General features: G+C 58.4%; 21 protein-coding genes and 3 pseudogenes. 4 read left to right on the top strand and 20 right to left on the bottom strand.

The features are described from left to right. The 9 genes and pseudogenes from NKJ80_RS28995 to NKJ80_RS28955 all read right to left on the bottom strand — a co-directional run. Positions 1–212, bottom strand: a pseudogene (locus tag NKJ80_RS28995) (type I secretion system permease/ATPase); the annotation flags it as partial. A gap of 487 nt (positions 213–699) precedes the next feature. Beyond that, positions 700–1,674 (bottom strand): LysR family transcriptional regulator, encoded by a 975-nt coding sequence (locus NKJ80_RS28990; RefSeq protein WP_023685036.1) that lies wholly within the window; start codon positions 1,672–1,674, stop codon positions 700–702. A gap of 64 nt (positions 1,675–1,738) precedes the next feature. Then, the gene (locus NKJ80_RS28985) at positions 1,739–2,527 is read right to left on the bottom strand and encodes an ABC transporter permease (RefSeq protein ID WP_352498807.1); all 789 of its coding nucleotides are present in this window, start codon (positions 2,525–2,527) and stop codon (positions 1,739–1,741) included. 3 nt (positions 2,528–2,530) lie between these two features. Next, on the bottom strand, positions 2,531–3,442 hold the full coding sequence (gene nodI, locus NKJ80_RS28980; RefSeq protein WP_023685034.1) for a nodulation factor ABC transporter ATP-binding protein NodI: 912 nt from the start codon (positions 3,440–3,442) through the stop codon (positions 2,531–2,533). A 54-nt stretch (positions 3,443–3,496) separates the two neighbouring features. Beyond that, positions 3,497–3,730 (bottom strand): annotated as a pseudogene (locus NKJ80_RS28975) (carbamoyltransferase N-terminal domain-containing protein); the annotation flags it as partial. Positions 3,731–3,767: 37 nt separating this feature from the next. After that, the gene (gene nodS, locus NKJ80_RS28970; protein WP_352498806.1) at positions 3,768–4,376 is read right to left on the bottom strand and encodes a nodulation methyltransferase NodS; all 609 of its coding nucleotides are present in this window, start codon (positions 4,374–4,376) and stop codon (positions 3,768–3,770) included. 34 nt (positions 4,377–4,410) lie between these two features. Further along, a complete protein-coding gene (gene nodC / locus NKJ80_RS28965; protein WP_023750024.1) occupies positions 4,411–5,769 on the bottom strand; it encodes a chitooligosaccharide synthase NodC in 1,359 nt (452 codons plus the stop codon). Between the two features lie 13 nt (positions 5,770–5,782). Next, positions 5,783–6,442, bottom strand: coding sequence for a chitooligosaccharide deacetylase NodB (gene nodB, locus NKJ80_RS28960; protein WP_023724589.1), 660 nt, complete (start codon positions 6,440–6,442; stop codon positions 5,783–5,785). Further along, positions 6,439–7,032: a NodA family N-acyltransferase gene (locus NKJ80_RS28955; RefSeq protein WP_023694280.1), complete on the bottom strand. Its 594-nt coding sequence runs from the start codon at positions 7,030–7,032 to the stop codon at positions 6,439–6,441. The genes nodB and NKJ80_RS28955 overlap by 4 nt, the downstream gene beginning before the upstream one ends. Positions 7,033–7,269: 237 nt before the next feature. Between NKJ80_RS28955 and NKJ80_RS28950 the strand changes: the two genes are divergently transcribed. Beyond that, entirely contained in the window at positions 7,270–8,295 is a 1,026-nt protein-coding gene (locus tag NKJ80_RS28950) for a LysR family transcriptional regulator (protein ID WP_023712679.1), read from the top strand. Positions 8,296–8,375: 80 nt separating this feature from the next. Here the strand turns inward: NKJ80_RS28950 and NKJ80_RS31540 are convergent. The 3 genes and pseudogenes from NKJ80_RS31540 to NKJ80_RS28940 all read right to left on the bottom strand — a co-directional run. Beyond that, positions 8,376–8,609: pseudogene (locus NKJ80_RS31540) on the bottom strand (IS1634 family transposase); the annotation flags it as partial. A gap of 281 nt (positions 8,610–8,890) precedes the next feature. Continuing rightward, the gene (locus NKJ80_RS28945; RefSeq protein WP_023672231.1) at positions 8,891–9,922 is read right to left on the bottom strand and encodes a LacI family DNA-binding transcriptional regulator; all 1,032 of its coding nucleotides are present in this window, start codon (positions 9,920–9,922) and stop codon (positions 8,891–8,893) included. A gap of 304 nt (positions 9,923–10,226) precedes the next feature. Beyond that, positions 10,227–11,555: a dicarboxylate/amino acid:cation symporter gene (locus NKJ80_RS28940; RefSeq protein ID WP_023706359.1), complete on the bottom strand. Its 1,329-nt coding sequence runs from the start codon at positions 11,553–11,555 to the stop codon at positions 10,227–10,229. A 1,151-nt stretch (positions 11,556–12,706) separates the two neighbouring features. Here NKJ80_RS28940 and nifA point away from each other — a divergent pair. From nifA to NKJ80_RS28925, 3 genes are all read left to right on the top strand, one after another. Continuing rightward, entirely contained in the window at positions 12,707–14,470 is a 1,764-nt protein-coding gene (gene nifA, locus NKJ80_RS28935) for a nif-specific transcriptional activator NifA (RefSeq protein ID WP_352498805.1), read from the top strand. 234 nt (positions 14,471–14,704) lie between these two features. Then, positions 14,705–15,844 (top strand): histidinol-phosphate transaminase, encoded by a 1,140-nt coding sequence (gene hisC, locus NKJ80_RS28930; protein WP_352498804.1) that lies wholly within the window; start codon positions 14,705–14,707, stop codon positions 15,842–15,844. A gap of 88 nt (positions 15,845–15,932) precedes the next feature. Further along, entirely contained in the window at positions 15,933–16,973 is a 1,041-nt protein-coding gene (locus NKJ80_RS28925) for an LLM class flavin-dependent oxidoreductase (protein WP_031194208.1), read from the top strand. 554 nt (positions 16,974–17,527) lie between these two features. On the opposite strand, the gene NKJ80_RS28920 is transcribed toward NKJ80_RS28925, so the two are convergent. The 8 genes from NKJ80_RS28920 to NKJ80_RS28885 form a co-directional block, all read right to left on the bottom strand. Further along, positions 17,528–19,420, bottom strand: coding sequence for an ABC transporter ATP-binding protein (locus tag NKJ80_RS28920; protein WP_352498803.1), 1,893 nt, complete (start codon positions 19,418–19,420; stop codon positions 17,528–17,530). After that, a complete protein-coding gene (locus tag NKJ80_RS28915; RefSeq protein ID WP_352498802.1) occupies positions 19,420–21,288 on the bottom strand; it encodes an ABC transporter ATP-binding protein in 1,869 nt (622 codons plus the stop codon). Before NKJ80_RS28915 ends, NKJ80_RS28920 begins: the two co-directional genes overlap by 1 nt. An 85-nt stretch (positions 21,289–21,373) precedes the next feature. Next, a complete protein-coding gene (locus tag NKJ80_RS28910) occupies positions 21,374–22,267 on the bottom strand; it encodes an SIR2 family NAD-dependent protein deacylase (RefSeq protein ID WP_352498801.1) in 894 nt (297 codons plus the stop codon). A 32-nt stretch (positions 22,268–22,299) separates the two neighbouring features. Continuing rightward, entirely contained in the window at positions 22,300–22,512 is a 213-nt protein-coding gene (nifT, locus tag NKJ80_RS28905; RefSeq protein ID WP_023672220.1) for a putative nitrogen fixation protein NifT, read from the bottom strand. Next, positions 22,509–22,829 (bottom strand): nitrogen fixation protein NifZ, encoded by a 321-nt coding sequence (locus NKJ80_RS28900; RefSeq protein ID WP_023687354.1) that lies wholly within the window; start codon positions 22,827–22,829, stop codon positions 22,509–22,511. Before NKJ80_RS28900 ends, nifT begins: the two co-directional genes overlap by 4 nt. A gap of 98 nt (positions 22,830–22,927) precedes the next feature. Further along, on the bottom strand, positions 22,928–23,122 hold the full coding sequence (locus NKJ80_RS28895) for a 4Fe-4S dicluster domain-containing protein (RefSeq protein WP_023672218.1): 195 nt from the start codon (positions 23,120–23,122) through the stop codon (positions 22,928–22,930). Positions 23,123–23,153: 31 nt separating this feature from the next. After that, positions 23,154–24,632: a nitrogenase cofactor biosynthesis protein NifB gene (gene nifB, locus NKJ80_RS28890; protein WP_023724583.1), complete on the bottom strand. Its 1,479-nt coding sequence runs from the start codon at positions 24,630–24,632 to the stop codon at positions 23,154–23,156. 960 nt (positions 24,633–25,592) lie between these two features. Next, on the bottom strand, positions 25,593–25,892 hold the full coding sequence (locus tag NKJ80_RS28885; RefSeq protein WP_023687351.1) for a ferredoxin family protein: 300 nt from the start codon (positions 25,890–25,892) through the stop codon (positions 25,593–25,595).

Genomic DNA, 25,892 nt, shown 5'->3' with positions numbered 1-25,892 from the left:
GGCATGCGCGTTGAAAGCGGAAGGCGAACGATCGCATCGTGAACGCGTCCGGAAAACTGTCCATCGAAACGCTCGCCAATCCGCAGCAGCACGCGGGCGCGCAAAATGTCGAGCAGGCATTGGAACGCATAAAGCCCCGCAGCGAGCACGACGAGCCCCACCAGCGTGGATACGCTGCCACTTGCCAGAACGCGGTCATAGACCTGAAGCATGAACAGCGGCGAGATGAGCGCAAGCACGTTGACCACGCCGCTGATCAACACAATGCCCCAAATCGCGGAAGTCAGAGGGAAGGGTCTCAAAGCTGAATCCTTTAAGGAATGGTTGTCACGTAAGTCTCCGGAGGCTGGCGACCCAGCTCCCTATATTGCTCCCCGACCGGCAACCGACTGCATCCGCTCGCTGGTTCAGGATCAGTGCTCCCGCCGAATATGTTTGGTCCTGGCATTTAATGGAGCGGGTCAACAACACCGTCCGGCTGAAGGTTTGGAAGGGATTCATCGTGGTCGGCCGCAAGGGCCCGAACAGGCTTCCGCTCCACACCTTCAGGCGCGTTCATATTCGTCATCGGACAATTGCAGAAATCGATTGCTTGGATAGGCACACATTTACGAAATGGATTCACTCTCGTTCGCTTCGCCCTTCTGCTGAGCAGTTGCGGGGTCGCAGGCGGCGGGGGATCGCCATCCATGCCTCCTCTCATAGTCGAGGGGGGGGCAGTTTCTCAATTTGGGGACAACTGAGACGTCCGGTGCTCTTAGGCAGAGGAATCATACGAGATCCCTCCTGCAACATCATTTCCCGCATCCACAGGCTTGCCGGATCACTATTGTGGAGCGCAGGCCATTGAACGGCCTCCGTGAATGCGGGAGGAAGTGGCGGCGGAAGTTTGACAATCCGCAGGGGTGTTGTTTTTGCGAAATGCTGCGCCAGCCGTAAGGGCATGGTCCCGATGCGGCTGGTGCCTGATACAACGGGCGGGATCAGGCTAAAGCCGTGTACGACAACTTCGATACGTCTCTCGAAACCGTGCTCGAGCAAATACCATTCCTCCATGGAGAGCTGCCGGGTGTCCCCGAATTTGAACACAACCTGCCCCATCGATAAGTATCGCTCCAATGTAAGTGGCTCTGACAGCTGCTTGTTCGTGCCGCAGCCTACGCACACGAGCATATCTTCGAACAGGGCTGCGCGAGGATGTTTCGACATGAATACTTCCGGCATGATCAGAAAATCAACGTCGCCGCGCCGGAGAAGCTCCTCGGGGTCGTCGGAAATAGGGAGACATTCAAAGCGGACGGCGGGAGCTTCCCGCGCAGCACGTTCTACGATCTTCTTAAAAAATACGAGCGTGATGTAATCGGAAAGGATAATCCGGAAGCGACGATCCGATTGGGCTGGGTTGAAGGCGTCCCAGGAAATAATCGATAGCTGGATGTGCAGCAATGCCTCCCTGACTGCTGGGGCGAGCCCCTCAGCGCGAGGTGTCAAAATGAGCTCGCGGCCGCTCATCGTAAATAGCTCATCGCTGAAATAGGCGCGTAACCGAGCAACGGCGGCGCTCATTGCCGGCTGGCTCAGGTTAATACTGCGGGCCGCCGCGGTGACTTTACGTTCCCTGACCAGAGCGTCCAACACAACGAGGAGATTCAGATCGAGTCCCTTAAAACGCATGTCTTGATCTAGGCGGCGTGTGAATGGGTTGCGACCAAACATTCAATTCGAATGGTGAGTAGCGTCAACGCATCAGCCTTCGACGAAAAAGAGCAATCGAAAAGAAGAAGGGCAAAACTGTGTATATGCAAAGCGCGCCGATATGCAGGCCCATTTTGTCAATCGGACGGCCAAGCATCGCTGGACGAATGAGGTCGATTGCATGTGCGAGCGGTAATAAGGAGGCAGCATACTGAAAAGCGCCGGGCAATTGGTTGATCGGAAACATCGCGCCGCAAAGGAACAGCATGGGTGTAATAACAAGCGTATTATAAAATATGAAATATTCATAACTGGGCGCAAGCGCCGTGACGACCATCGCTAGACTCGCGAAGGCGAGGCCATTGAGAGCGATGACTGGCAGCAAGCAGAGGATGGATGGCCACGATGCGTAGCCGAGCGTGGTGGCAACAATAGTGATTGCTGTGCCCGCCAAGAGGGCCTTCGTGGCTGCCCACGCCAATTCGCCGAGTAAGATATCGCCGAGCGTCAGCTGAGTGCATAGCATTCCTTCCCAGGTGCGCTGGTCGCCCATGCGGCCGAAACTCCCGTAGACCGTTTCAGCGGTCGCCGATGCCATCACGCTTGTGGCAACCATGCCAGCCGCGAGAAACGCAATGTACGAAGTGCCCTCAACAGGACCTATCATTGTTCCGATGCCAAAGCCGAGACCGAACAGATAGATCATCGGATCGGCGAGGTTGCCGAGAACCGATGCAAGCCCGATTTTCTTCCATCCAAGATAGTTGCGGCGCCAAACCGCGACCCAATTCCACGCATTGGCGGGCATGCCCGCCGCATAACGTTCGCCCATTGTTCAGTCCTCCATCTCGCGCCCGGTTAACCGCAAAAACACATCCTCGAGATTGGGGGGACGCTGCAGAAGGCGTAGACCCGTGCGCCCGCGTAGCTGCGCCAGCACCTGCTCCGGATCGGGTGCATAGCAAAAAAGCGTCTCACCGCTCACCTCGATGCGCTGTGCGTACGGCCGGATCAGCGCACCCAGTTCATGCGGATTGCCGCCGTAGACCTCGACCACGTCACAGCCGATCTGCTCGTCAATGAGTTCGGACGGGCGACCTTCGGCGATCTTGCGCCCCTCCTCCATAACGCACAGCCGATCGCACAGCCGCTCGGCCTCTTCCATGAAATGGGTAGTCAAAAGAATAGTCTTGCCCCGCGCCAGCAGCGATCGCAGCCGATCCCAGATCAGGTGGCGGGCCTGCGGATCGAGGCCGGTGGTCGGCTCGTCCATCACCAGCAAGTGCGGGTCATTGATGAGCGCACGCGCGAGCGTCAGGCGCCGCTTCATGCCGCCGGACAGTTCGGCGACGCGCGCATCCGCTTTGTTCTCGAGGCGGGCGAACTCAAGCAGCGATGGTATGACCGCATCGATCTGGCGTCTGCTCATCCGGAAGTAGCGCCCGAACACCAGCAGGTTCTCGCGTACAGTGAACGCGGCATCAAGATTGTCGAACTGCGGGACCACGCCGATGCGCATACGCGCCAAACGCGCGCGCGCCGGCACTGGAGCGCCGAGCACAGTAATCTTCCCCGCATCAGGCGATGTCATGCCGAGGACCATACGCGCAATCGTGCTTTTGCCCGCGCCGTTCGGTCCCAAGAGCCCGAAGCATTCCCCCGCCGCAACGCGGAACGACAGCCTGTCGACAACGAGCTTGTCATAAGTTTTGCTTACGTCAGTAAGGTCGATCGCTATCATGGACATGGGTTCATTTTACCGAGAGGGACGACAAAACTGGCGGTTGCTTGGTTCCCTGCCGACCTGAAACTGTGACTCGTCTTCGCCATCCCCGCCGTCGATAACGAACTGATCGACATCACAAGGATCTAGCCGCTGCTCAGCTAAAGCGGCGACAATTGCGTCGAGATTATCGATGGATTGGTAACGCGGATCGTTGTGCCGCTTTTCCTGGTCATCGCAGAAGACGAGCCGTCCATCCTCGACCAGGGCGATCGCCCCATCATGGGTCAGCTTGGTACCACAGATGCGCATAGTGTCTCCACGTTAACGGCGATAGATTCGAGATTCATCAGGAAGCGGAAATCGGGTTCCGGAAACGGACGAGCAAGCAGTCTTCGTTGACGGACTCGCCCCGACACTCAAGCCGCTCTACCTCGATCAACGTTTCGTTCAGCATGGCGATGACCGGCTCAGCACCAGCGGCGTGACCCCAGCGACGGCAATTAGCATCCCTTGCCGATCCGAAGATCAGATGCCCGCCTGGCGCAAGCACCCGCACCAGGTTTTTGACGGCCGCGCGCATCTCGGCTATGTCTCCGAGGTAGTAGAGGACCTCCGCCACAACGATCACGTCAAACAACTCGTCGGTCGAAAACTGTTGAACATCGCAGACTATCCAGTTGATGCGCGACGGCTCCTTTATCCGTTGACGTGCTCGAGCAATCGCTTGCGCCACGACATCGATGACGGTGAGCCCTTGGCAGTAGGGGACTAGTTTTTCCGTGAATGCGCCGGCAGCGCACCCGACTTCGAGGGCATTTGTAATGGGGCCTTGGGCAAGCGCCAGCTGGAGCATTTGCGTGTGGCGCTTCCGCTCGAATGGATTGCCGTCGAGGCGCCACGGATCGTCGGCGGCCAATTCCCGATCAAGCAACTGATGATTCACGTTCTGGGTCAAACTCGTGCACCTCTCGTCCGTTAGGTATTTGCGGTCAGTCGTCGCCGCAAATGTTGTCCGACAGGACTAATTCCGAAGAATCCCGCGCAAGATTGAGCCTGCGAAGCGGAGCCGAATGGGGCGAGAGTTCTGCCCTGCTGGAACCAGTGATCGGAGCTTGGGTGGGGGCCTGTTTTCCCCCAGTGTTCGATGTAGCGACAGCAGAGCTTCGCGACAGCCAATCGCTATTGCTCAAGGTACACAGCGCGTAGGCCTTCAACGGAAGCAAGAGAAAGACGTTGATGAACGTGTGCAGCGAAAAGCCAAGAAATCGAAATTGTCGAGCACGAAATGCTACCACGCTGCATCGGAGCATGGTCATGGACACAATCATCAGTCCTGTCCACCAAGGCACAGTGCCTGTCAGTGCGAAATGTGCGAGGCCCGTTAATACCGATAGGGCGAGGAGTAGCGCGCCGAGATTCTGTCCGACCACGTCCAACGTGAGATAGCTATTTAGGCTAGGCAGCAAGCGCAGCCCAAGCAGCGTGTCCCGGAATGTGCTTCGTGCCCAACGGAGTTGTTGGCGCAGATACGGTCCGAGTCTGTTCGGAACGACTGTGGCCGCGATGGCGCTCGGAACGTATTCGGTTCGAAAGCCTGCTTTCAGCATCAGGATAGTAAGATGGCGATCCTCACCGAAGTCGCTTGGCTTGCCCCGAAAAAATTGCGACTCGTACTGGTCCAGTAACAAAAGGAGCGCAGACCGGCGGTACATGGCACATGGGCCGCAACAGCACATAACGGCACCGAAGCGAGCCTGTGCCGCGCGCTCCTCGTTGCAAGCCAGCCAGTACTCCATGTCTATCAGCCTGGTCAGCCAACTCTCGGTTCGGTTACTGGCCGTCAACTGACCCATGACTGCGCCGACCGCTGAATCTCGCATCTTCGGTACAAGCTTGGAAATGACGTCGGGCGCGAGTACCGTGTCTGAATCAACGTTAAGCACCAGATCCCCTGATGAGCGTCGTATCGCGGCGATCTGCGCCTTGCGCTTTCCAACATTCTCGGGAAGCAAAATGATGTCGAACCTGGGGTCGCGCGCGTAGTCTTCGTGGACAGTTCCTAAGGCTTCGCGATTTCCAGAACCGTCATCAACCAAATAGACCCGAAGTCTTCCGGCGTATTCTTGGTCTGCAATGGAAGCCAGGCACTCTGAAAGCGTGCGCGGATCCTCGTTGAAGCAGGGGACGATGACATCGACGCTGGGCAGTTTGTCGGAGCCGGCGAGAACCTCCAACGCCGACGAATCCTTTGTCGGCATAGCATAAAGCCCTTGCATGCTCTTATAGGCAGTCGAGAGCAGTGCATAAAGCGAAATGGCCACAGTGCTGGTTGTACCAAGAAGAGTCATGGGATCTCGTTGTTCAGTGATGTTGAGGAAGTGAGCGGATTACAAATCCGCGCTCACGCAGTGCTGGAATCAGCCGGGACAGCGCCGTGACCGTCTGGTCGCGCATGCCGGCGTGAGCGCCCTGGCTCAACTCGCCGGGAGGGCATCCGTCGTGCAAGAGTACAATTGCGCCCGGCCGGACGGAGGCGAGCACTTTATCGAGAATCGCCTCGACTCCAGGGCGAGACCAATCTCGAGGGTCGACGGACCAATGAAGGGCCGCCAGCCCGGCGATCTGTGATGCTGTGCAGACTTCTTCGCTCCAGGCGCCGTAGGGCGCGCGAACAAAGCGGACCGAGGCCTGCGGGCACGCTCTCATGATGGCGTCGTTCGCTTCAAAGACCTCACGTTGCACTTCGCCGAAACCGCATTGGTACAGATCCGGATGAGACATCGTGTGGTTGCCTACCTCGTGCCCTTCTGCGATCATCCGTTGGATTAGATATGGGTGCTCTAAGGCGTAGGCGCCGATGACGAAGAAAGTCGCCGGCACCCGCTGCTCTGCCAGCACGTCGAGAATCTCCGGTGTGAAAAGTGGATTGGGACCGTCGTCAAAGGTCAGATAAACGCTTCGACGGCCGGTGCCGTCAGAGCACTCACGGCGCACTTCGTACAAGCAATCGGACCGGCTCATAGCTCTGGTCCGTTCCGATCTATCATCGTGCCCGTGGGCCATTCGCTGATCGGCCGTCCAACTGGCAGAACAATTGTGAGTGCGTCATCGATGCGTGTGGGCGGCAGGTCGAGGCGGGCCTCTGGTCGGGTGGAGCGCACGCGAATTCCCGACAAAACGGCCATAGGGCTGTATCGCCGTCCAAACCTCTCAACATGATTCCGCAGCGCGTCCCTGACCGTTCCGAAAGCGAATGGAACGCCAAGCTCCTGCAGTATTGGAAGCATGACATGGATTGAATGGGCGATTCCCAGACCCTCAAGGTCCGGACGTACCCCGTACAGGCCCAGTTCAGCCACCAACAGGTCGACCGCGTCGACCTTGATGAAACGGCGCAGTATGCCCATGTGAGCCGCTACACCGCTTGAATCATAGGCGATTACGCGGAGTTCAGGCCTGGCTCCGGCCCAGCTTCGACTACCTTCGAACGGTTCTGCGTTGGACGCCCCAGTCGGCCCGTACGTATCACGAAAGAACTCGGCGAGCTTAACGTGATCGGAGAGCTGCAACTCGTTTTCCCAGCACAACTTCCACTGCACCTGATGGCGCATTCAGGACCTCTCTTCATATTGGTTTTTGCGGCCGCATTACTCGACCAAAGCGGCGTTGTTGGCTGCACTCAGCCGTTGTCGTTGGCGAAGGTGAGCCAGACACTCTCTCGAGTTCCGGCCCGTGTCGTCGATTTGAGCTTGACGTCGCTCACTTTCCGTTCCTCTAATGCATGGCTCGTAAATTCGTAAAATTGATTGTTTGAATGATACGCATCCACACGTTGGATAGAACATGACATGCGTTTCAAAGGGCTGGATCTAAATCTCCTCGTTGTGCTGGACGCTCTGATGAGGGAGCGTAAAGTCACTGCCGCGGCTCGCAGTATCAACCTGAGCCAGCCGGCCATGAGCGCCGCCGTTGCTCGGCTACGCGCCTATTTCAACGATGAGCTATTTACGATGAACGGCCGCGAGCTCATTTTGACGCCGCGCGCCGACGGGCTCGCCCCAGCAGTCCGGGACGCATTGCTGCACATCCAGCTATCGATTATTTCCCCCGACGCCTTCAACCCGGCCCAATCGGATCGTCTCTTCCGAATCATGCTTTCCGATTACATCACGCTCGTATTTTTTAGGAAGATAGTAGAGCGCGCTGCGCGGGAAGCTCCCGCCGTTCGCTTTGAATGTCTGCCTATTTGCGACGACCCCGAGGAGCTTCTCCGGCGCGGCGACGTTGATTTTCTGATTATGCCGGAAGTGTTCATGTCGAAACATCCTCGCGCAGCCCTGTTCGAAGATAAGCTCGTAGGCGTAGGCTGCGGCACGAACAAGCAGCTGTCGGAGCCACTTACATTCGAGCGATACTTGTGCATGGGGCATGTTGTGCTCAAATTCAGGCACACCCGGCAGCCCACCATGGAGGAATGGTATTTGCTCGAGCACGGTTTCGAGAGACGTATCGAAGTTGTCGTACAGGGCTTTAGCCTGATCCCGCCCGTCCTGTCAGGCACCAGCCGCATCGGGACTATGCCCTTACGGCTGGCGCAGCATTTCGCAAAAACAACACCCCTGCGGATTGTCCAACTTCCGCCGCCACTTCCTCCTCCTGCATTCACGGAAGCCGTCCAATGGCCTGAGCTTCACAATAGTGATCCGGCAAGCATGTGGATGCGGGAAATGATGTTGCAGGAGGCATCTCGCCTGGCGCCTTTGCCTGAAATTATTGAGCGTCTCGGGCACGCCGATCCGACCTTTCGTTTCTTGGTACCGACTGCCACCTCGAAATCGCGTGCGAAGTCCCGGAAGATGTTGAGCCCCACTTAATCACCGCCTGTAAGACAGGCTGATCAGCATGTTCGACAAGCGCCGGCGCGGCGCGTGTTACCTACGTTCTGGGGCTGATCTCAGGCGAGTTGCTCGTCGAGGATGTGTGGCAGAGTGATGCCAGCTGCCTTGATTGCCCGCTTTGGCCGTAGGTGGTGACGACGCGAGCATTCTTTTCGATGGCGGCTCTGGAGGCGGACGCGATCGCGTAGGAGCGGTCGCCCTTCGGGCGTCGGGCCTTTGGCCCGGCAGAGCGGCGCAGTTCCTTGCTAAGTGTGGTCGCTGAGGGGCCGGAACGAGCAGAACACACGCCCGGGCTGCTACTGAATTGACTGCCGCCTCGATTTGCGTGCGAAGTCCCAGAAGATGGTTTTCCTACCTTGCCGGCTGTGCCGCAGCTTGTCACGTGCAGCCAGGCGAGGAGATGGCGGTCGACGAGGTCGACCCCAAATGGACTGTGCTGGCCTCGCTCGGCTCTTGCCGTGCGGGATCATTGACCACACCCCCCTTGCACGAGAACTTCGGGCATGTTGGCAAGTGAAGCCGGTGGAGGTTGACGCTGCGGATCTAGGCAATCTACCTCGCGCTTCCGCCTTCATATATTTTCCGGCAGATGGATGTCGAACGGCAGAAATGTCTGTCCGGGTGTTTCAGCGGTGCCGGTCTCGATAGCCCGTGTCATCAGCGTTATCAGCTCCTGGCAAAGCCGGCGCATTGGCGTGGCGACCGCCATCGTGACGATGTTATCTGCAAGCGCTGCCCGAGACTCAGGTGTGATTTCATTCACGATCGCGACGAGATCCCGACTTTTGCCCTCTTCTCGGAGCGCGGAGATCGCGCCCTCCATGCCGCCGCCGGCGACATAGAAGCCGACGAGCTCGGGCTCCCGCTGCATGAGATCAAGCGTTGCCTCGTAGGTGATCTGCCGTTTCTCGAGGTTCATGACCGGATCCAGCACCTCGAACGTGGGCGCGTTCTCACGGCAATAGGAGCGAAAGCCGACGTCACGGAGCTCGTGCCCCTGGAAACGATGGCTGCCGACAAACACCGCCACTTTGCCGGGCCGTTTTGCGACCTTGGACACCATCCAAGCGGCCGTGCGCCCCACCTTGCGGTTGTTGAGGCCGATATACCCCTGTCGCACGCCGGCGGCGAAGTCGGAAAGCAGTGAGAAAACCGGAATGCCCTTGGCCTTGAGGTCCTCAACCGCTGCTGTGATTTTCGGGTGGTCCGGTGCCACCATCGCGATTGCATGGCAGCGTGCGCCCAACTCCTTGAGCGGCGCGATCAGGTCGCTTGGCATATGTGACGGGGCGAATTCGACGAGCGGAATGCCGTGGAAGGACTGGGCCAAATTGACCGATGCTTCGACCTCGCGCGCAAAATCTTGGTAGAAATGCTGGGCCGGTTTTCTCAAGATGAAGCCCAGACGGTAGTGCGGTAGGTCTCGCCGCAACCGCTGCTTGATTAGCCCGGCAGCATGATAGCCGATCGCCTGGGCGGCGTCGTGGACCCGCCGCGCGGTCTCCTCGCGCACCGGATGGCGGGCGTTCAGAACCCGATCGATCGTTGCTACGCTGACTCGGGCTTCGCGGGCGAGATCGGCAATTGTGGGGCGCTTGGTCATAGGTCCTATTCTGATTGGTTTTTGACGCGGGCCGGCTCTCTGTCCGCCTAACGCGTTTCGGTTTCGGGTGGCAAAGTGAAGACGTCCCCATACGAATGGGCACAGCGTGTTGGACGAACATCATTGCAGACGTAAACCGGCCGGGTATACTGAAAGGCTCATTCGCTTAAAGGGCGGTGACGATTTGCACTCACACATTTAGCGCTTCTGATACATGGTCCGTGAGGAGCCGTTTAGAGGCTGCGGGTCGGTCGTTCAGTTATGTGACCAGCTAAGCGACTTCACAGGTCGTGGGTCGCCCACCTTACTTGCAGGAGGGTAGCCGGTTTGATGCCTCGGTAAGCTGATGACCGCTGAAGGCAGCTTTCATCTGTGCTCGGTCCAACTCTCCTTCCCAGCGTGCGACGACGAGGGATGCCACTGCGTTGCCGACGCAATTCGTCAGCGCCCGGCATTCGGACATGAATCGGTCGATGCCGAGTATCAGTGCCATCCCAGCAACGGGAACACTCGGAACTACCGCGAGCGTAGCCGCCAGGGTGATGAAGCCCGCACCTGTCACACCTGCAGCGCCCTTGGAGGAAAGCATTGCTACGAGCAGCAGCAGCACCTGATCGCCGATGGACAGATCCGTGTTCGTCGCCTGTGCGATGAAGAGAGCCGCTAGCGTCATGTAGATATTCGTGCCGTCCAGATTGAACGAATATCCGGCCGGGATGACGAGACCCACAACCGAACGCCTGGCGCCCGCCTTCTCCATTTTCTCCATCAGCGACGGGAGCGCCGCCTCCGAGGAGGACGTTGCGAGGACAAGCAGCAGCTCTTCCTTGATGTAACGAATGAGAGAACAAATCGAAAAGCCGTTGTAACGGCAGACTGCGCCGAGAACCCCGAACACGAAGAGGAAGGCGGTGAAATAGAACGTCGCGACCAGCATCGCGAGGTTGACTACCGAACCGATGCCATATCTGCCGATGGTGAAGGCCATCGCGCCAAAAGCGCCGATCGGCGCGGCCTTCATCAGAATTCCGACGAGCTTGAAGACAGGCACAATTAGCGCCTGGAGGAAGGAAACGACAGGCTTGCCCGTCTCTCCGGCCATCGCAAGCGCCATGCCGAACAGAACCGAGAAGAACAGCACCTGCAGGATGTCGCCTTCCGCGAAGGCACCGACGATCGTTGGCGGGATAATGTTCATCAGGAAGCCGGTGACCGACTGCGCTTTGGCTTTTGCGGCATAGGTATTCACGGCCTGGACATCGAGCGAGGCCGGATCGATGTTCAGGCCGTCGCCAGGCTGGACGACATTGGCGACGATGAGGCCGACGATCAGCGCGAGCGTTGAGAAGGTGAGGAAATAAACCATTGCCTTGCCGGCGACCCGGCCGACCTTATGAAGATCGTTCATGCCGGCAATGCCGGTCGCAATTGTCAGGAAGATGACAGGCGCGATGATCATCTTGACCAGCTTGATGAAGGCATCACCCAGCGGCTTCAGGCTCTCGCCGGTCTCCGGATAAAAATAGCCAATTGCGACGCCGAGCGCGATGGCGGCAAGCACCTGGGCGTAGAGCTTGGTGTAGAAGGGTTTGCGGGGCGCGGGACTCGCGCCGCGGACTTGTGCAGCTGACACTGTTTCTCTCTCCCTGACCGGATCGAGGTGGCGTGACTTCTCCCGGGCTTCTCCCTATCGCGGCGCTCCGGTCGAACGCTGCACCAACGCCGCCGCAATACCTATGCCAGATGAATCCGCATCACCTGAACTGATGTGGGCTCGCCAATGATGGAGGAGCGGTGTCAGACCAGCGGGCAAGCCCGCGGTCCGAACGCCCTTGATGGTCTGTGGCAGAGTGCTGCCGGTCGATCCCTCTGGCTAGCGGTTTTGCTGCACAGAGCGTGGTGGGTTCCTCGTTAGCCGGCTTTGGACCGGGCCCCATCGTTGGCGCCAGCGCGTACCAATAGGTCGCCTGTTCAAGGCCGTCCAGATGACAGGCTAACTTACCCCTGTTCGGAAGCGCTCGTTTCTAGACAGCCTACGACCATGCAGCCACTGCAATCACAGAATAAATTCGGACGGCCTTTTGGACGACCCATTTTGCAAATCAACGCCCGCAGCAGGGGCAGCCGTTTCCAAGCGGTCGCATCGTAATCTGTTCAGACTTTTCGATACGCTCATTGAGTGTGCCGATTTCGGCCCCCAGTGATGGTGCTGACCACGACGATGCGATTCATAAAGTTGCGAGCACCGCCTAGGAAGTCGTACTCAACGCCAGCTTCGCGCCTTCACACCCGACATCGCCGCCGCCTGATCAACTCGAGAAAGATGGCGGTTGCCGCAACCGACCAGTGCCGTTGGCGGTTATTATCGCTCCCGACCCTCCTTCGGGCGCTGGTGAATGGCACGGCCCCGCATTTACACTCCGCGCGGTCAGCCGCTCGGGCAACGCATGGCCGGCCCAGGTATTTCTGCTTCAACGCAAAGATAGAACTGATGAATCCTATCATAGGCCGCGAGGTTTCCTTTCACAGATGAAAGAAAGCTCGATTGACTATGCCGCCTCGCTCCAGTCTTTTGAAAACAACGTGTGTTTGCCCGGGGCAAGCCAATAACATGGCCAAGCCTCGTGGAGGGAGTAGCCAAGCGATGCGTCAGGGCTAGACCCGCTTTGCACTCGACCACACGGCGGCGGCACGAGTTCACGTCGGAGCATTTTCGCGCGTGCCCACGATGTCGCGGCGCACATGCCGCCAGCCTAGATTTGATGGCGCGAGATCGAGGATCACATGCACCACAACATTAGCAAGTCAGAACAGAATGCCCGCGACTGCGGCATATCGCTGCCGAATGCGATAAAGGGTTGTCCAAAGTCCGACACGAATCCTGCGAGTGTGGCATTGCACGAGCGCGCGCTAACCGGCATCTTCGAAATATCGAAAGTACTCGCCGATGCCGCCCGGCTCGAACTCAAGTTGGCCAAGGTAGTCGATCTCCTGCACTCGTTTGTGCAGATGCGGCACGGCATCATCGCTCTCTGCGATGCCGAGGGCGGACTGGACATCACAGTGGCCAGCGGCTGCGGCACGAACGGCAATGAGCCCTCCCGCTCGCGCCTGCCGCGCAACGCCATCGACCAGATTGTGACGACCAACACGCCGCTTGTCGCCGACGACATAGTGATGCATCCGACCTTCACTGCCGCTGATATCGAGGTGCTTGGGGCCTCCGACACCGTGTCGTTCATCGGCGTTCCCATTCGTGTTGATGGGAACGCCATAGGCGCGCTGACTTTGGACCGGGTTTTGGAAAGCAGGTCAAGCTATCGGCTCGACGATGATGTCCGGCTGCTTACCATGATTGCCAACATGGTGGGACAGACAGTCAAGTTGCATCGCTTCTCCGCGGTCGACCGCGAGCGAACGCCGGAGCTGGAACATCGGCTGCAAACGAAATTTTCTGATGTTAAGCACCCTGCACCCCGGCGCAAAAAGGTCCACGTCGAGGGGATGATTGGTGACAGTCCGGCGATAAGCGCCCTGCTGGAGAAGATCGCGGTCGTAGCGAAGGCAAAAACCACAGTTCTGTTGCGAGGTGAGTCCGGTACCGGGAAGGAGCTGGCTGCCAAGGCAATTCACGAGTTGTCGCCGCGCGCCAAGCGGCCCTTCGTTAAACTCAATTGTGCAGCGCTCCCAGAGACAGTCCTGGAATCCGAATTGTTCGGTCATGAGAAGGGTGCCTTCACAAGCGCATTCAATTCTCGCAAGGGGCGTTTTGAGCTCGCTGACAAGGGGACGTTGTTTCTGGATGAGATCGGCGAGATCTCGGCCTCGTTCCAGGCAAAGCTACTGCGCGTGCTGCAGGAGCAGGAGTTTGAGCGCGTCGGCAGCAATCAGACCATCAAGGTCGATGTTCGCGTGATTGCCGCCACGAACAGGAACCTGGAAGAGGCGGTTGCAAGGAATGAGTTCCGCGCCGACCTATACTACCGCATCAACGTGGTTCCCTTGCTGGTACCAGCATTGCGCCAAAGGCGCAGCGATATTCCGCTCCTCGCAGCTGAGTTTCTCAAGAAGTTCAACGACGAGAACGGCTGTACGCTCACCTTCGATCCGCGTGCGATTGAAGTGCTGATGAAATGTGAGTTTCCCGGCAACATTCGCGAGCTTGAAAATTGCGTGCACCGGACAGCGATCCTGGCCGAGGGACTGTCAATCGGGAGAAACGACTTTGCCTGCTCCCAAGGCCAATGCTTTGCCGAGGCGCTGTGGAAGTGCAGATCGGGCAAGGCCGCGCTGCAACCACCGCCGATCCTGCCGGAGTCAGCGAATTTGGCCAAGCCCCCGGACGAGGCCGCCAGTTCGGCCGCGACTAACCCACTTGCCGGCGCAACCCACCCAATTGGCGCGAGGACGCCCGATATAGAGCGCGTCATTGCTGCCATGGAAAGATGTGGCTGGGTGCAGGCAAAGGCAGCGCGCTTGCTTGGGCTGACCCCGCGCCAGATTGGCTACGTGCTGAGGAAATACGGCGTCGAGATCAAGCGTCTTTGAAAGCATGACCCTGGGCATGAGCTGAGCAGCTTAGCGCCTTGGCGCCGCGCAGCGATGCAGATCCGCGTGCGCGTCAACTCGATTCGACCGAGGACAGGTGGCTGAATTCCCATGTCAGCCGGCGCTGCGACCATTGTGTGAAAGGCAACCCTGCCATCGTCCAATCCCGTCCGCCATGTTGCTCTCGTTGCGAGCTCATGCGGATGCCCCTGTGTGACTGAAACGGAGTTAAATATGTCCGACGCAAAACTGCAAACTGTGCTTTCGGCTCTTTCGCAAGTGACACGACAGTTGGATGCTCTGCCGTCCAACGGACCAGCGCCGGACGCAAATTTTATCAAGCTGAATACGAATGAGAACCCGTTTCCGTTGCCGCCAATCATAATGCAAAGTGCAGTGGCGGCCCTCAAGCGCCAGTATCTATATCCGGATGACGATAACTTCAGACTGAGGGAAGCAGCGTCCAGCGCCTATGGCGTTTCCAGGGATCAGGTCATCGCTGGCAACGGGTCGTCTGAACTGCTCGGACTGATCTACAGAGCTTTCCTCGCACCCGGCGACAAGGTTGCGATGATGTCGCCAGGGTTTTCGTTCAACCGCAAACTTGCCATGCTCCAGGGCGCTGAGTTCCTCGAAATCGGATGTCAAGCTCATTCCCTGCCAATGGAGCAATTGCTTTCTGGTCCGGCAAAAGACGCCAAGTTTATTATGTTGGCCAATCCAAACAATCCGACCGGAACATTCCTCCCGATAAGCGATATCGAACGCCTCGTAGCACAATCGGACCGCTTGATTGTCCTCGATGAGGCCTACGTCGACTTTGCACCCGATCACGGACTGCGCCTCATCAACCGGTATTCGAACCTTCTGGTCTTGAGGTCATTCTCGAAAAGCTATGCCGCCGCCGGCATTCGCGTCGGTTTCGGTTTCGGTCACCCTGAAATTATTGGAAGGCTGCGAAACATCCAGAACGTCTTCAACATGAACGTGATCGGGCATGCCGTTGGTATCAGCGTGCTTGCGCATCGCGGCGCCTACGCAGACAACCACAAGCACATCAAGGATGAACGAGAGCGAGTGACAGTTGCACTATCGCAACTCGGATTTTCCGTAACACCCTCCCGCGCAAATTTCTTGCTGGCCCGTGTGCCCGCGGGACAGGACGGCTCATGGTGGCAAGCAGCATTGGAGAGGCAAAAGATACTTGTCGCGTTTTTTCCGGACAAAGGCTTGGAACACTGTATCCGCGTCAGCATCGGCACAAAAGAGCAGATGGATGAATTTCTTGCTGCCGCTGGCGACATTGCTGGAAGCTTAACGGTGCCAAGCTCCAGAGGCAGGGAAGCGTCAGGCTCTGCTTCTTCGTTACGCTGACGCTAATCGGCGATCACACACATCTCTTCCGACTTGCTGGTGATCCCAGCAAGAAAACAGCCTGCTTTTAAAATCGGGGACTTAAAGAGTGACAAACGTCTTTCCTTCAAACCTGGCTTTCGGCATCTTCGATCATTTGGATGAGGATGGCCGCGATATAGGCCGGCAGTACGAAGATCGCCTAATATTAGCAGAGGCGTGCGATCAGCTAGGGTTCTATGCCTATCATCTCGCAGAACACCACTGTACTCCCCATGGGAGAGGTCCATCGCCGAATCTGTTCTTATCGAGCGTCGCCCAGCGCACCCGGCGCTTGCGTCTCGGACCCTTGGTGATGCTGCTTGCGCTTTATCATCCGCTGCGTGCGTTCGAAGAGATCTGTATGCTGGACCAGTTGAGCGGTGGCAGGCTCGAACTGGGCATAGGGCGCGGTGCTCTCCCGACCGAATTGGGCTACTTCGGGATTGGTGCGGACGCGGTGCCGGGCCGTTATGCCGAAGCCAGCGAAATTCTTATGCAAATACTTGTGAATTCGAGGGAGGTCGGCACGCTATGCTATCAAGGCCGCCATTTTGATCTCAATGACGTTCCTTTGACGCTAAGACCTCATCAGCGTCCACATCCGCCCACATGGGTCGCTGCCAATCGACCCGAGTCCACAGCTTGGGCCGCTGCGAATGGAACAAATATCGCGTGTGTAGGACCTTCCTCTTCTGTTCGCAAAACTACTGATGCGTTCCGCGCCTATCGAGAGGACAACGCAGGCGGCGGGGATCAAGGGAGATTTGTCGGATTGCTCCGCATGGTCGTGATTGGGCGTTGTGACACACATGCCTATTCGCTCGCGGCACCTGCTTACGCACGCTGGCTCAAGAGCTTCCAATTCCTTTACGAGCTTAACGCTATCCCCACTCCACCAAACTTGCCGCTAACCTTCGATGCGGCAGTCGAGAGTGAATTGTGCGTGGTAGGATCAGCAGAGTCTGTGCGAAAAGCTCTGCTAGATCAGTTGGAAGAGGCAGGTGCCAACTACCTGCTTTGTCAAATGGCATTTGGAAATCTGCCGCTAGATGCTTCCCTTTACACCGCGAGGACCATTCAGTCCGAAATCATGGCTCGACTTGGCTGACCATGTGCTCGAGCTTGCACGTGGTGGGGCGGGCAATCGGGAGGAGGCCAAACTGACGACGAGCAGGCGGCACAGAATACCAGCTTGTGCGTTGGCTGGCGTCTGGGCCATCGTGTGAACATGCACGATCCTAAGGAGAGGGTAGCCGAGCGCGTCACGATGCCGGCACGCGTCTGCTCGTCGCGCTGGCGCTAGTCGTTGCCCATAGCCAGCCGCAGGAGGTTCTTCTCGCCCGGGGCGGCGTCGGTGCGGCGCCCACTAATCCAGCTTCATCAGCGGCCCGTCGGTGGCAAAGCCGTCACTCGCTACGGCGCTATTGAGGGCGCGCTCGCGAGCGGCTTTGCGACGCCCAGCCAACACCTCCAGCGAGCTCGCCCGATGATGGTGGTGCACCGCGGTCGGATACGATGCTGGAGGAAATCGTTCGCAGCCGGTCTTCACGAATTGCGAGGAGTGCTCGTTCTTGAGTGCTGGCTGCTGGCCGGATGCGGTGGCCTGAGTGGTCTGCCGACACGCCCGAAAGTCAACGCCACTACCACAAGGCCGCCAAGATGTCAGGTCTGAGAGCCAGCTTGGACGGTGGTATCGTGTTCGGGAAGGTCGTCGAAGGAGGCGTAGTTGAGATAGTAGAGTTTGGAATACAGGCCGCCCATGGCTATTAACTCATCGTGGTTGCCAGTCGCAATAACTTGGCCATTCTGAAGCACGATGATGCGGTCGGCCCCCCGGACCGTGGCGAGACGGTGGGCGATGACGAGGCCAGTCCGCCCTTCAAGCAGCTTGATCAGAGCCTTCTGAATCTGCAATTCCGTGTAGCTGTCGATATTGGCGGTAGCTTCGTCGAGCACGAGGATCTTGGCGTCAGCGACGAGGGCGCGGGCGAAACTGATAAGCTGGCGCTGGCCGAGAGATAAGTTGTCGCCGCGTTCGCCAAGTTGGGTCTCATACCCGTCGGCGAGGCTCATGACGAAGTCATGCGCGCCGACAGCCTTGGCCGCCTCGATCACCTTGTCGCGCGTGGCTTCCGTCTTCTGGTATCGAATGTTCTCGAAGACCGTCCCGGTGAACAGGAATGGCTCCTGCAGCACCATGGCGACCTGGCGGCCGAGCGATTCCTGGGTGAGGTCGCGTACATCATGTCCGCCGACCAGCACCTGACCCTGCTGAACATCATAGAAGCGGTGGACCAGGGCCATCGCACTCGATTTGCCAGAACCGCTCGGTCCGACTAGTGCGACCGTCTCGCCCGGATTGACCTTGAACGAGACATTTTTCAGAACCGAACGGTTCGGATCGTAGCCGAAGGTGACGTCCCTAAACTCGACCGAGCCGTCCATTTCGGGCGAAAGCACCTCGGCATTGGGTTTGTCCTTAACATCGATCTTGACGTCGAGCACATCCGTCAGGCGCTTGCCTGAGGCCATGGCGCGCTGCATGACCGAATATTGCAGGGTGAGTGAGCGGATCGGGTCAAAGAAGCGCTGGATGTAAAATAGGTAGGCTACCAACACGCCCACATCTATACGGCTATTCATGACCATCGAGCCGCCGACCACAATAACGGCGGCCAAGGCGAGGCCGGTGATGCCATCGACGATGGGCACCATGACCAGTGCATATCTGGCAGCGATCAGGTGGGTCCTGAGGTTGGCATGGGCCCGATCGTCAAAAAGACTGAAATTCACCTGCTGGCGGTCCATTGACTGTATGGTCCGCACGCCGTGAATGGCTTCGGCCAGCGCGCCATTGACGACGGAATTGGTTTCGTGTGCAGCCATGAAGGCGTCGCGGGCACGCGGCAACCAGACAATGCGGACGATCACCAGGATCGGCAGAACCGATAGCGTCAGGAGGCCGAGGCGAAAGTCGAGCCACAGCATTACGAAAACGATGCCGAAGAGAAGCGCAACATCGCCTAGGGAATATACCGAGGTTTCCAGGAACTCCTGTATGGAGTTAACGTCGCCTTGCAGGCGCGACATCAGGCGTCCGACCTCGGTCTTGTCCATGAAAGAGAGCGAAACCTTTTGCAGATGGCCAAACATGGCGCGGCGGATGTCGAACAGGACAGTTTCGGCCATTTTCCCATCCAAGGCTTCCTGCATGTAGCCGGCGGCGAAATTGACCAAAATCGCCGAAAGGAACGCGCCGACGGCCGCAAGCTGGGCTGAGCGATCGGGCCTTGCCGGGTTCATGCCGAGGTCGATCGCGTAGCGGATGATCAAGGGGATGAGAAGCTGCGTCCCGGTGAAGATCAGCATCGCGACAATCGTGACAACTACCTTTGCCCGGTAGGGATGGACGAAGCCCCAGATGCGACGGAGGATGCTCTTGTCGAAAGCCCGGCCGAACATCTCCTCCTCGATCCGGTGCGAGCCGACGACCGCGCGCGGAGGGCGTCTCCCGTCGTCAGGTTCGGCTTCGAGTTCGCCGCGGCCCCGGTCCATCAGCGGGCGCCCCCATCCTGGCTAATAATGCTATCACCCGGGCACGTCTGGAGATCGTAAAGGGCCCTGTAGCGTCCCCGCTTCGCCAGAAGCTCTTCATGCGTGCCGCGTTCTACGATTTCGCCGTTATCGACAAAAAGGATTTGATCGGCATGCTTAAGCGCACTCAGCCGGTGCGCGATGATGATCGTCACCCGATCCTTTGCGAAGCGCCGCATCGCCGCGCGAATGCGCAGCTCGGTGCCGGCATCGATCGCGGCCATCGAGTCGTCGAAAATGATGACGGAGGGGCGCAGCATCATGGTGCGAGCAATCGTGAGACGCTGGCGCTGGCCGCCAGAGAGAGAAACGCCGCGTTCGCCCACGACCGTCTCATACCCTGCCGGGAGCCCGAGGATGTAGTCGTGGAGCTGGGCGAATTCTCCAGCGCGTTCAATTCGCTGTCTCTTCGCCCAGGGATCGCCATAAGCGATGTTGTTCTCGATCGTTGTGGTGAATAGGAACGCATCCTGCTGTACAACCGCGACCGCCTTGCGAAGGCTCTCGAGGGTGACATTGCGTATGTCCTGGCCGTCCAACGTGATGGCGCCACCGGTCACGTCGTAAAAGCGGGGGACCAGATGAGCCATCGTCGATTTGCCGGAACCCGGCGGACCGACGATAGCGATCGTCTCGCCTCTCCGGGCCTCAAAGCTGAGGTTCTTCAGAATGGCGCGGTTTTCGGCGTTGGGGTAGGCAAATGAGACATTGTGGAAGCGCAGAGTGCCGTCACTTATCTCAAGCGGTCTGGCCTCGAGAGCATCCCTGATGGTGATCTCCTGATCGAGGAGACCGAAAAGCCGCGAACCGCAGCTAGAAGCGCGGGCAAACGCATTGACCATGAGACCGATCTGGCGGACTGGCATTTGCAGCATGGTCATGAAGGTCAGGAAGGTCGCCATGGTTCCGACGCTGATCTCGCCAGCGACGAGCTTGTTGCCACCGATCCCAAGCACCAATCCCATTGCGAAAAAGTAGGACAAGGTCATCGCTGACGTGTTGGGTACGTAGATGTCAACGAGATCGTTGGCGAGGTCGAGCGCGTTCTTGGAAGCGCCGTCGAACTTCAGCATCTCATAGGATTGAGCCGCAAAAGCGCGGACCACGCGGATACCTGCGAGATTTTCCTTCATCACGCGGCTTAGTACCGAAAGGCGCTCATAGAGGTCGAGCCAGGTGGCGCGCAGCTTAAGCTGTGTGGTCGATGAGCGCCAAGCGACAAAAGGCACGAAGCTGAGCGCGGCCAAGCCGAGCATGGGATCGGTCGAGATCATCATGTAAGCGCCAATCCCGATCAGCATCGTCAGCAGGAGCACCCGCATAAGCCCGGTGGAAAAATACATCCGCACGCCTTCGAGATCGAGCATTCCGGCGGTTATCAGATCGCCTGAATGGACCCGGTCGTGAAAGGAAAAGCTGAGACGCTGGATCTTGTCGTAGTAGGCGAGCCGCAATTCGTACGCGACATGATGCCCGACGGCTTCGGCAAAATAGTTCTGCGCCATCGTGAAAACGCCGCGTAGCGCGCTGACGGCGAGCAGCAGGAGAGCCGGGGCCCAGAGCGCTTGTCCTGCCGCGGCCCCCGCGACGCCGCCCCCGATAGCTGTCTGGGTCTGGTCGACAGCCCGGCCGAGAAGCTGGGGAATGAGCAACTGGAGGATTGCCGCCATGATCGTCGAGCCCATAGCGAGGGCAACCTGCCACGGATGGCGCAGATTCATACGCGTGATGCGCAACAGCGTACTCAAATCCGGGCCCCAGCGCGCCGCTTCAACATGGGTCAACGAATTCAGTGCGTTCGTTGCGCTACTGGCAGCATCACTGTTCACGGGTGTATTCCCGACTGCATTTTGCGCCTTCGAGGAAAGCCGAAGCAGACATCATCAAAGGCATCCGTCATTGTTAATCCCGTCCTCAACCTGCAGCCGTGCCCGTTCCCACAAGCCGAGCCGCCGCTTGACTTAGTGGCATGTCGATCACCGTGATTCCGCTTGCCGCAAGGAAACGCGCTTCGTTTCTGGTCAGGGTTTCGGCGTCCATTACGGTGCAATAGGGACCGCGGGAGCGCTTCATGATCTGTCTGGCGTAGGTGCGCAGCATCTGATCGTTGAAGCGGCAGCCAACGAAGAAAAATCCACGGGTGATGCGCCGTTCCTTCACAGCGTCTGGGATCGGTGTCTGGATATCAATTTCGGACAGGACTTCGACGTAGTCGGAATCTGCGACGAGAAAGTTTTGCGCGGGCTTAATACTCCCGTGAGGTGAATAGAGAACCGTCTTGGCCCCCAATCGGGGGTCGAGCTCCCTCCCGGACAAATCGTAGGTTTTCGTCCAAATGTTGCCGATTTCATTCGCGCGCGTGACGCCTTGTATCTCAACGACGTCCGTTCGGCCGGTCTCTACCAGAGCCGTGCGCATCGCGCTGTCATACCAGCTGTCGATGATGAGGGAGAGTGGCAGCCTTGCGAGCCAGGCGTGGAAGGGGGTCGGCCCCACCGGCGCTGCGAATATGTCGGTCATCCAAGCTTGAAGCGTCCGGCGATGCCGGCGCTGTTCGATGAACTGTGCAACCGACCACATATTGGTGCGGATCCTGGAAGGGGCTGGAGCCCGTGCATTGAGTGCCGCGGCAACAACCTCCGGGCTATGCGGCACAGGCGGTTCCACACAGTTCAACTCAAGAAGACCCGGACCGAGATAGGGGATCACCTCATCGGCGGCGAGCGCTTCCTTCGCCAGGTCAAGCAGCTTTTCAGCAAAACTGTCCCGCACAATGACGAGGTGGCCCGATGTCAGGATCGTGTTCATCTCGTTTCCTCGCGACGCACCTAGGGGCAGCATCAGCCCTCTTCGGAAATCTTCCTTGCCTCGACGGTGATCGGCAGACGCGTATCATGTGGGAGATCGGGTAGGAGGAGCCGCCACCCGTTCCTGAGCGTGACCGTTCCGCCCCACAACTCTTCCTTCTCGAGTTTGATGATCGGCTCTTCGAGGTCCTTTTTGGGGACATACGCCGACAAACCAGCATCGGTCCTGCGGATCATGACTTTCATCTGGCCGTCCCTTCATTGGTATTGCTTTCAGCACTGCAGGGCGCCTCGGCCTTGTCGAGGCTCATCAGTTCACGCGCTCGCATACCGACGACGGTGCCACGGTCGATCCACTCGACCGCATAGATGAAGAACTGCTGGAGGAAGGTGCCAATGTCGCGCACATATCCCTCGTCCCCCTTCCGCACGAGATTTTCGCCGATCTCCCTGCCAGGATAGGTGCCGTCATTCTTTATGTGGCGAGTGGCACGTACCCGCTCTCCCGGCATGAATCGTGGAGGCCTGCGGATTTCGATCTCCTCTTCGCGTCCGAGCGACATGTCCGTTCCCTGATTTCTCTTGCGGCTGAGATTGCGAACAAGGCGTTCCAGGCGTCCTGCGTAGGCAGCCCCCAACCATGTCGGCAGTCCAATGTCCGTTACGCAGGAACGCAGGTCTTCGGCACCGGACATACCGAGGCACATTGCTGCGCATCGAAGACCCCCTCGCATTCGGTACACTTCTGTGACTCGATCACGTAGCTCTCGCCTTTGAACTTGATCGCGCCGGAAGGACATTCGAATTCGCAGGCGCCGCATTGGGTGCATTGGGATGCGATGATCTTGAAAGCCATTTTAACTCCTGGTCCGAATGAATGAGACAGCTCAGGCCGTCGCCGCGAGTGTGGGGGTCCCAGATGCGGCGATGTAAATCGCGCTGATTGCTGTCTCGATATAGTCATGGGCACAGGCGTCGGTGGCTCTGATTCCAGCCTCCGCGAGCTGATCCTGCGGGCAATTTCCAATCTTGGCGCACAGCACGATATCTATGCCTTGAAGCGCTGCGATGACGCCATCGAGGGCGGCTTCTGCGCCCCAGCCGCCAAGGCAATACTTGTCCACCTTCCGATGCCCGACGAAGCTGATCCCTTTCAGCGAGGCTTGATAAACCTGGAATTCCTTCGCATGGCCGAAATGCTCATTGACGCGGCCGCCGCCCTTGGTCGCCACCGCGAAGAGAAGGGACTTGCCGGGGCTCGCTGCCTTGACCAATCCGATCGCTTCTCTCCTAGCCTCGACGTGATCACGGCGCTCCTCCGCGACCAGCTCCCGATAGGCCTTGCGTTTGCTGGCATCGTAGGTGACCTCGCCGGGGATCCGGTCGACTGTGAATTCCTGGCCACGATCTTCTCCGAGCAGGCCCACGGCATCTGCCCGGCACTGCCGGCAGTGGCGCATCAACTGGGCGCCGTTTTCGACACGATCCTGAAGAGCCTTCATCTCCATGGCGTTTGGGCCGCGCTGCCCGCTCAGACCGTAGTGCGTGCCGTGGGCCGGGTCCGAAATCAGCGGCATAAGGTTGTGCAGGAACGCGCCTCGCTCCTTAATCCATCTATTCACCTCGATCAGATGCTCATCATTCACGCCCGGGATCACCACCGAGTTGATTTTGGTGAGGATGCCCCGCGCGGTCAGCATCTCCAGGCCCAACATCTGCCGCTGGTGCAGGATCCGGGTGGCTTCAATGCCGATGTAGCGGCGATGATCGTGAAAGATCCAAGGATAGATCTTTGCGCCGACCTCAGGGTCGACCATGTTGATCGTGATCGTCACGTGATCGACATTCATGTCAGCAAGCTCATCGACATGGTCGGGCAGCGCCAGCCCATTCGTGGATATGCAAAACTTGATGTCTGGGATTTCCCTGGCGACCCTGGCGAAGGTCGCCTTCGTCTTCTTCCAGTCGTAGCAGGCGTCGCCCGGTCCGGCGATGCCGAGCACGGAAAGCTGCGGCACCTCGTTGGCGACCGCGATCACCTTGCGTAGCGCCTGATCGGGCGTCAGCTTTTCAGAGGCCACCCCAGGCCGGCTTTCGTTGGCGCAGTCATATTTGCGATTGCAGTAGTTGCACTGGATGTTGCAGCCCGGCGCGACCGCGACGTGCATACGCGCGAAATAGTGATGCGCCTCTTCTGAAAAGCAGGGGTGATCCTTGATCTTCTCCCAGACAGCCGGATCCGTGTCGTCGGGCTTTGTCGACGAGCCGCAGGACGAAGACGCGCAGCCCCCGAGTTTCATGGTGCCAAGCAACTGGTCACCGAATGTCGTGCTGAGGCTCTCAAGCGAAATTGCCGGTGCAGACATGAACGGCTCCGTTGCTGCGTGATGTCGCAGTTCAAAGCGCAAGAGCTATGCCAACTCAAAGAGCTGTTTCGGTTCACGAATAGGCTTCTCGTGTCAGATTCCTTCGGATTGCTCCGACACACCTTTGTGGGGCTTACGACAGTGGACAAGCAAATAGGGTCGCGAGGCTAGCAGCCTCGGGCGCGCAGAGTGTGAGCGAGACCACTCCGGGCTGCTTACGCTTGACGTCATCACGACGTCCCGAATTTCTTAACCTTGACACCATGCCGGCGCAGGGCGTAGCCGATTATCCAGGGCGTGAGGCCAGGGATACGAGCCGCCCTGGAAGAACCCAACCGGCCTAGTCAATCGCGTCGATCAGCCGGTTGCGTGCCGTCAGATGCGGGCGACAAGCGGCATGGTTCGGATGCGGCCGTAAGAGGAGATACCTTGCTGCGGAGGCGCCGATGCGACTGGCCGGCAGCCGCAATTCGCTTGATCTGTTACGGCCTGTGATATGAGGCGGCGAGTGCCTGATTGAGGTGCGTGGGTATTGCCGGCAGTGGCGGCAATCTCCGGCTCTCCTTCAGCGTCCAGGACGACGATCGCTCAATTACCCGTCTGCAGAAACGTGGGCAGGACGTTCACGACAATTGGCCAGCGTATGGCGAGCGTAATCTCCAGCTCGCTCGGGGCGGTCAGCACCTTCACATATCGTAGAGTCCCTGAGCGGGTATCTGCTTAGGGCATGCTCGATGGGCGGTTCAGGGCCTCGTCGACCCGATCTGCGGCCCGGTGGCTCATAGAGACGACTTCAGCGGTTGTCGTCCAGAGTGAACCTGCATTTTTTATCTGAGGCTGAATTATGCAAGAACAGTATTCGTGCAATTTCTCTTCATTTATTGGCGATTAAAGCAAAAAATGGCATGGCCGAGACTCAGCTGTACTGGATGATCGCCGCCTTAAGTGTGCGTGCGCCGGTCATCCGAATTTAAAGAGGATTCCGAAACCGCCGCGTGGATAGTTCCACTCGATCTCACCACTCGTCTCGCACAAAATCCGGCAGGTGCCGCACTCCATGCAGCCGTCGGCAGTGATCTCCACTTGACCCTTGTCGTTCAACTCATAACATTTCGCCGGGCAGACGTGGGTCAGCGCGAGCAAATTCGCGCTCGGCTTCTGGTGCGGCCGCACTTTGATGTGCGGGCGGCCGGAATCCACCAAGTAGCGGTTCTGGTAAAGCTTGTCCTCGACACGTGACTTCGTCGCTGCGCTGGTCAT

It is taken from the genome of Mesorhizobium sp. M0030 (assembly GCF_040323695.1).
Taxonomy (GTDB): Bacteria; Pseudomonadota; Alphaproteobacteria; order Rhizobiales; family Rhizobiaceae; genus Mesorhizobium.
This window is presented reverse-complemented; position numbering and strand designations above follow the sequence as displayed.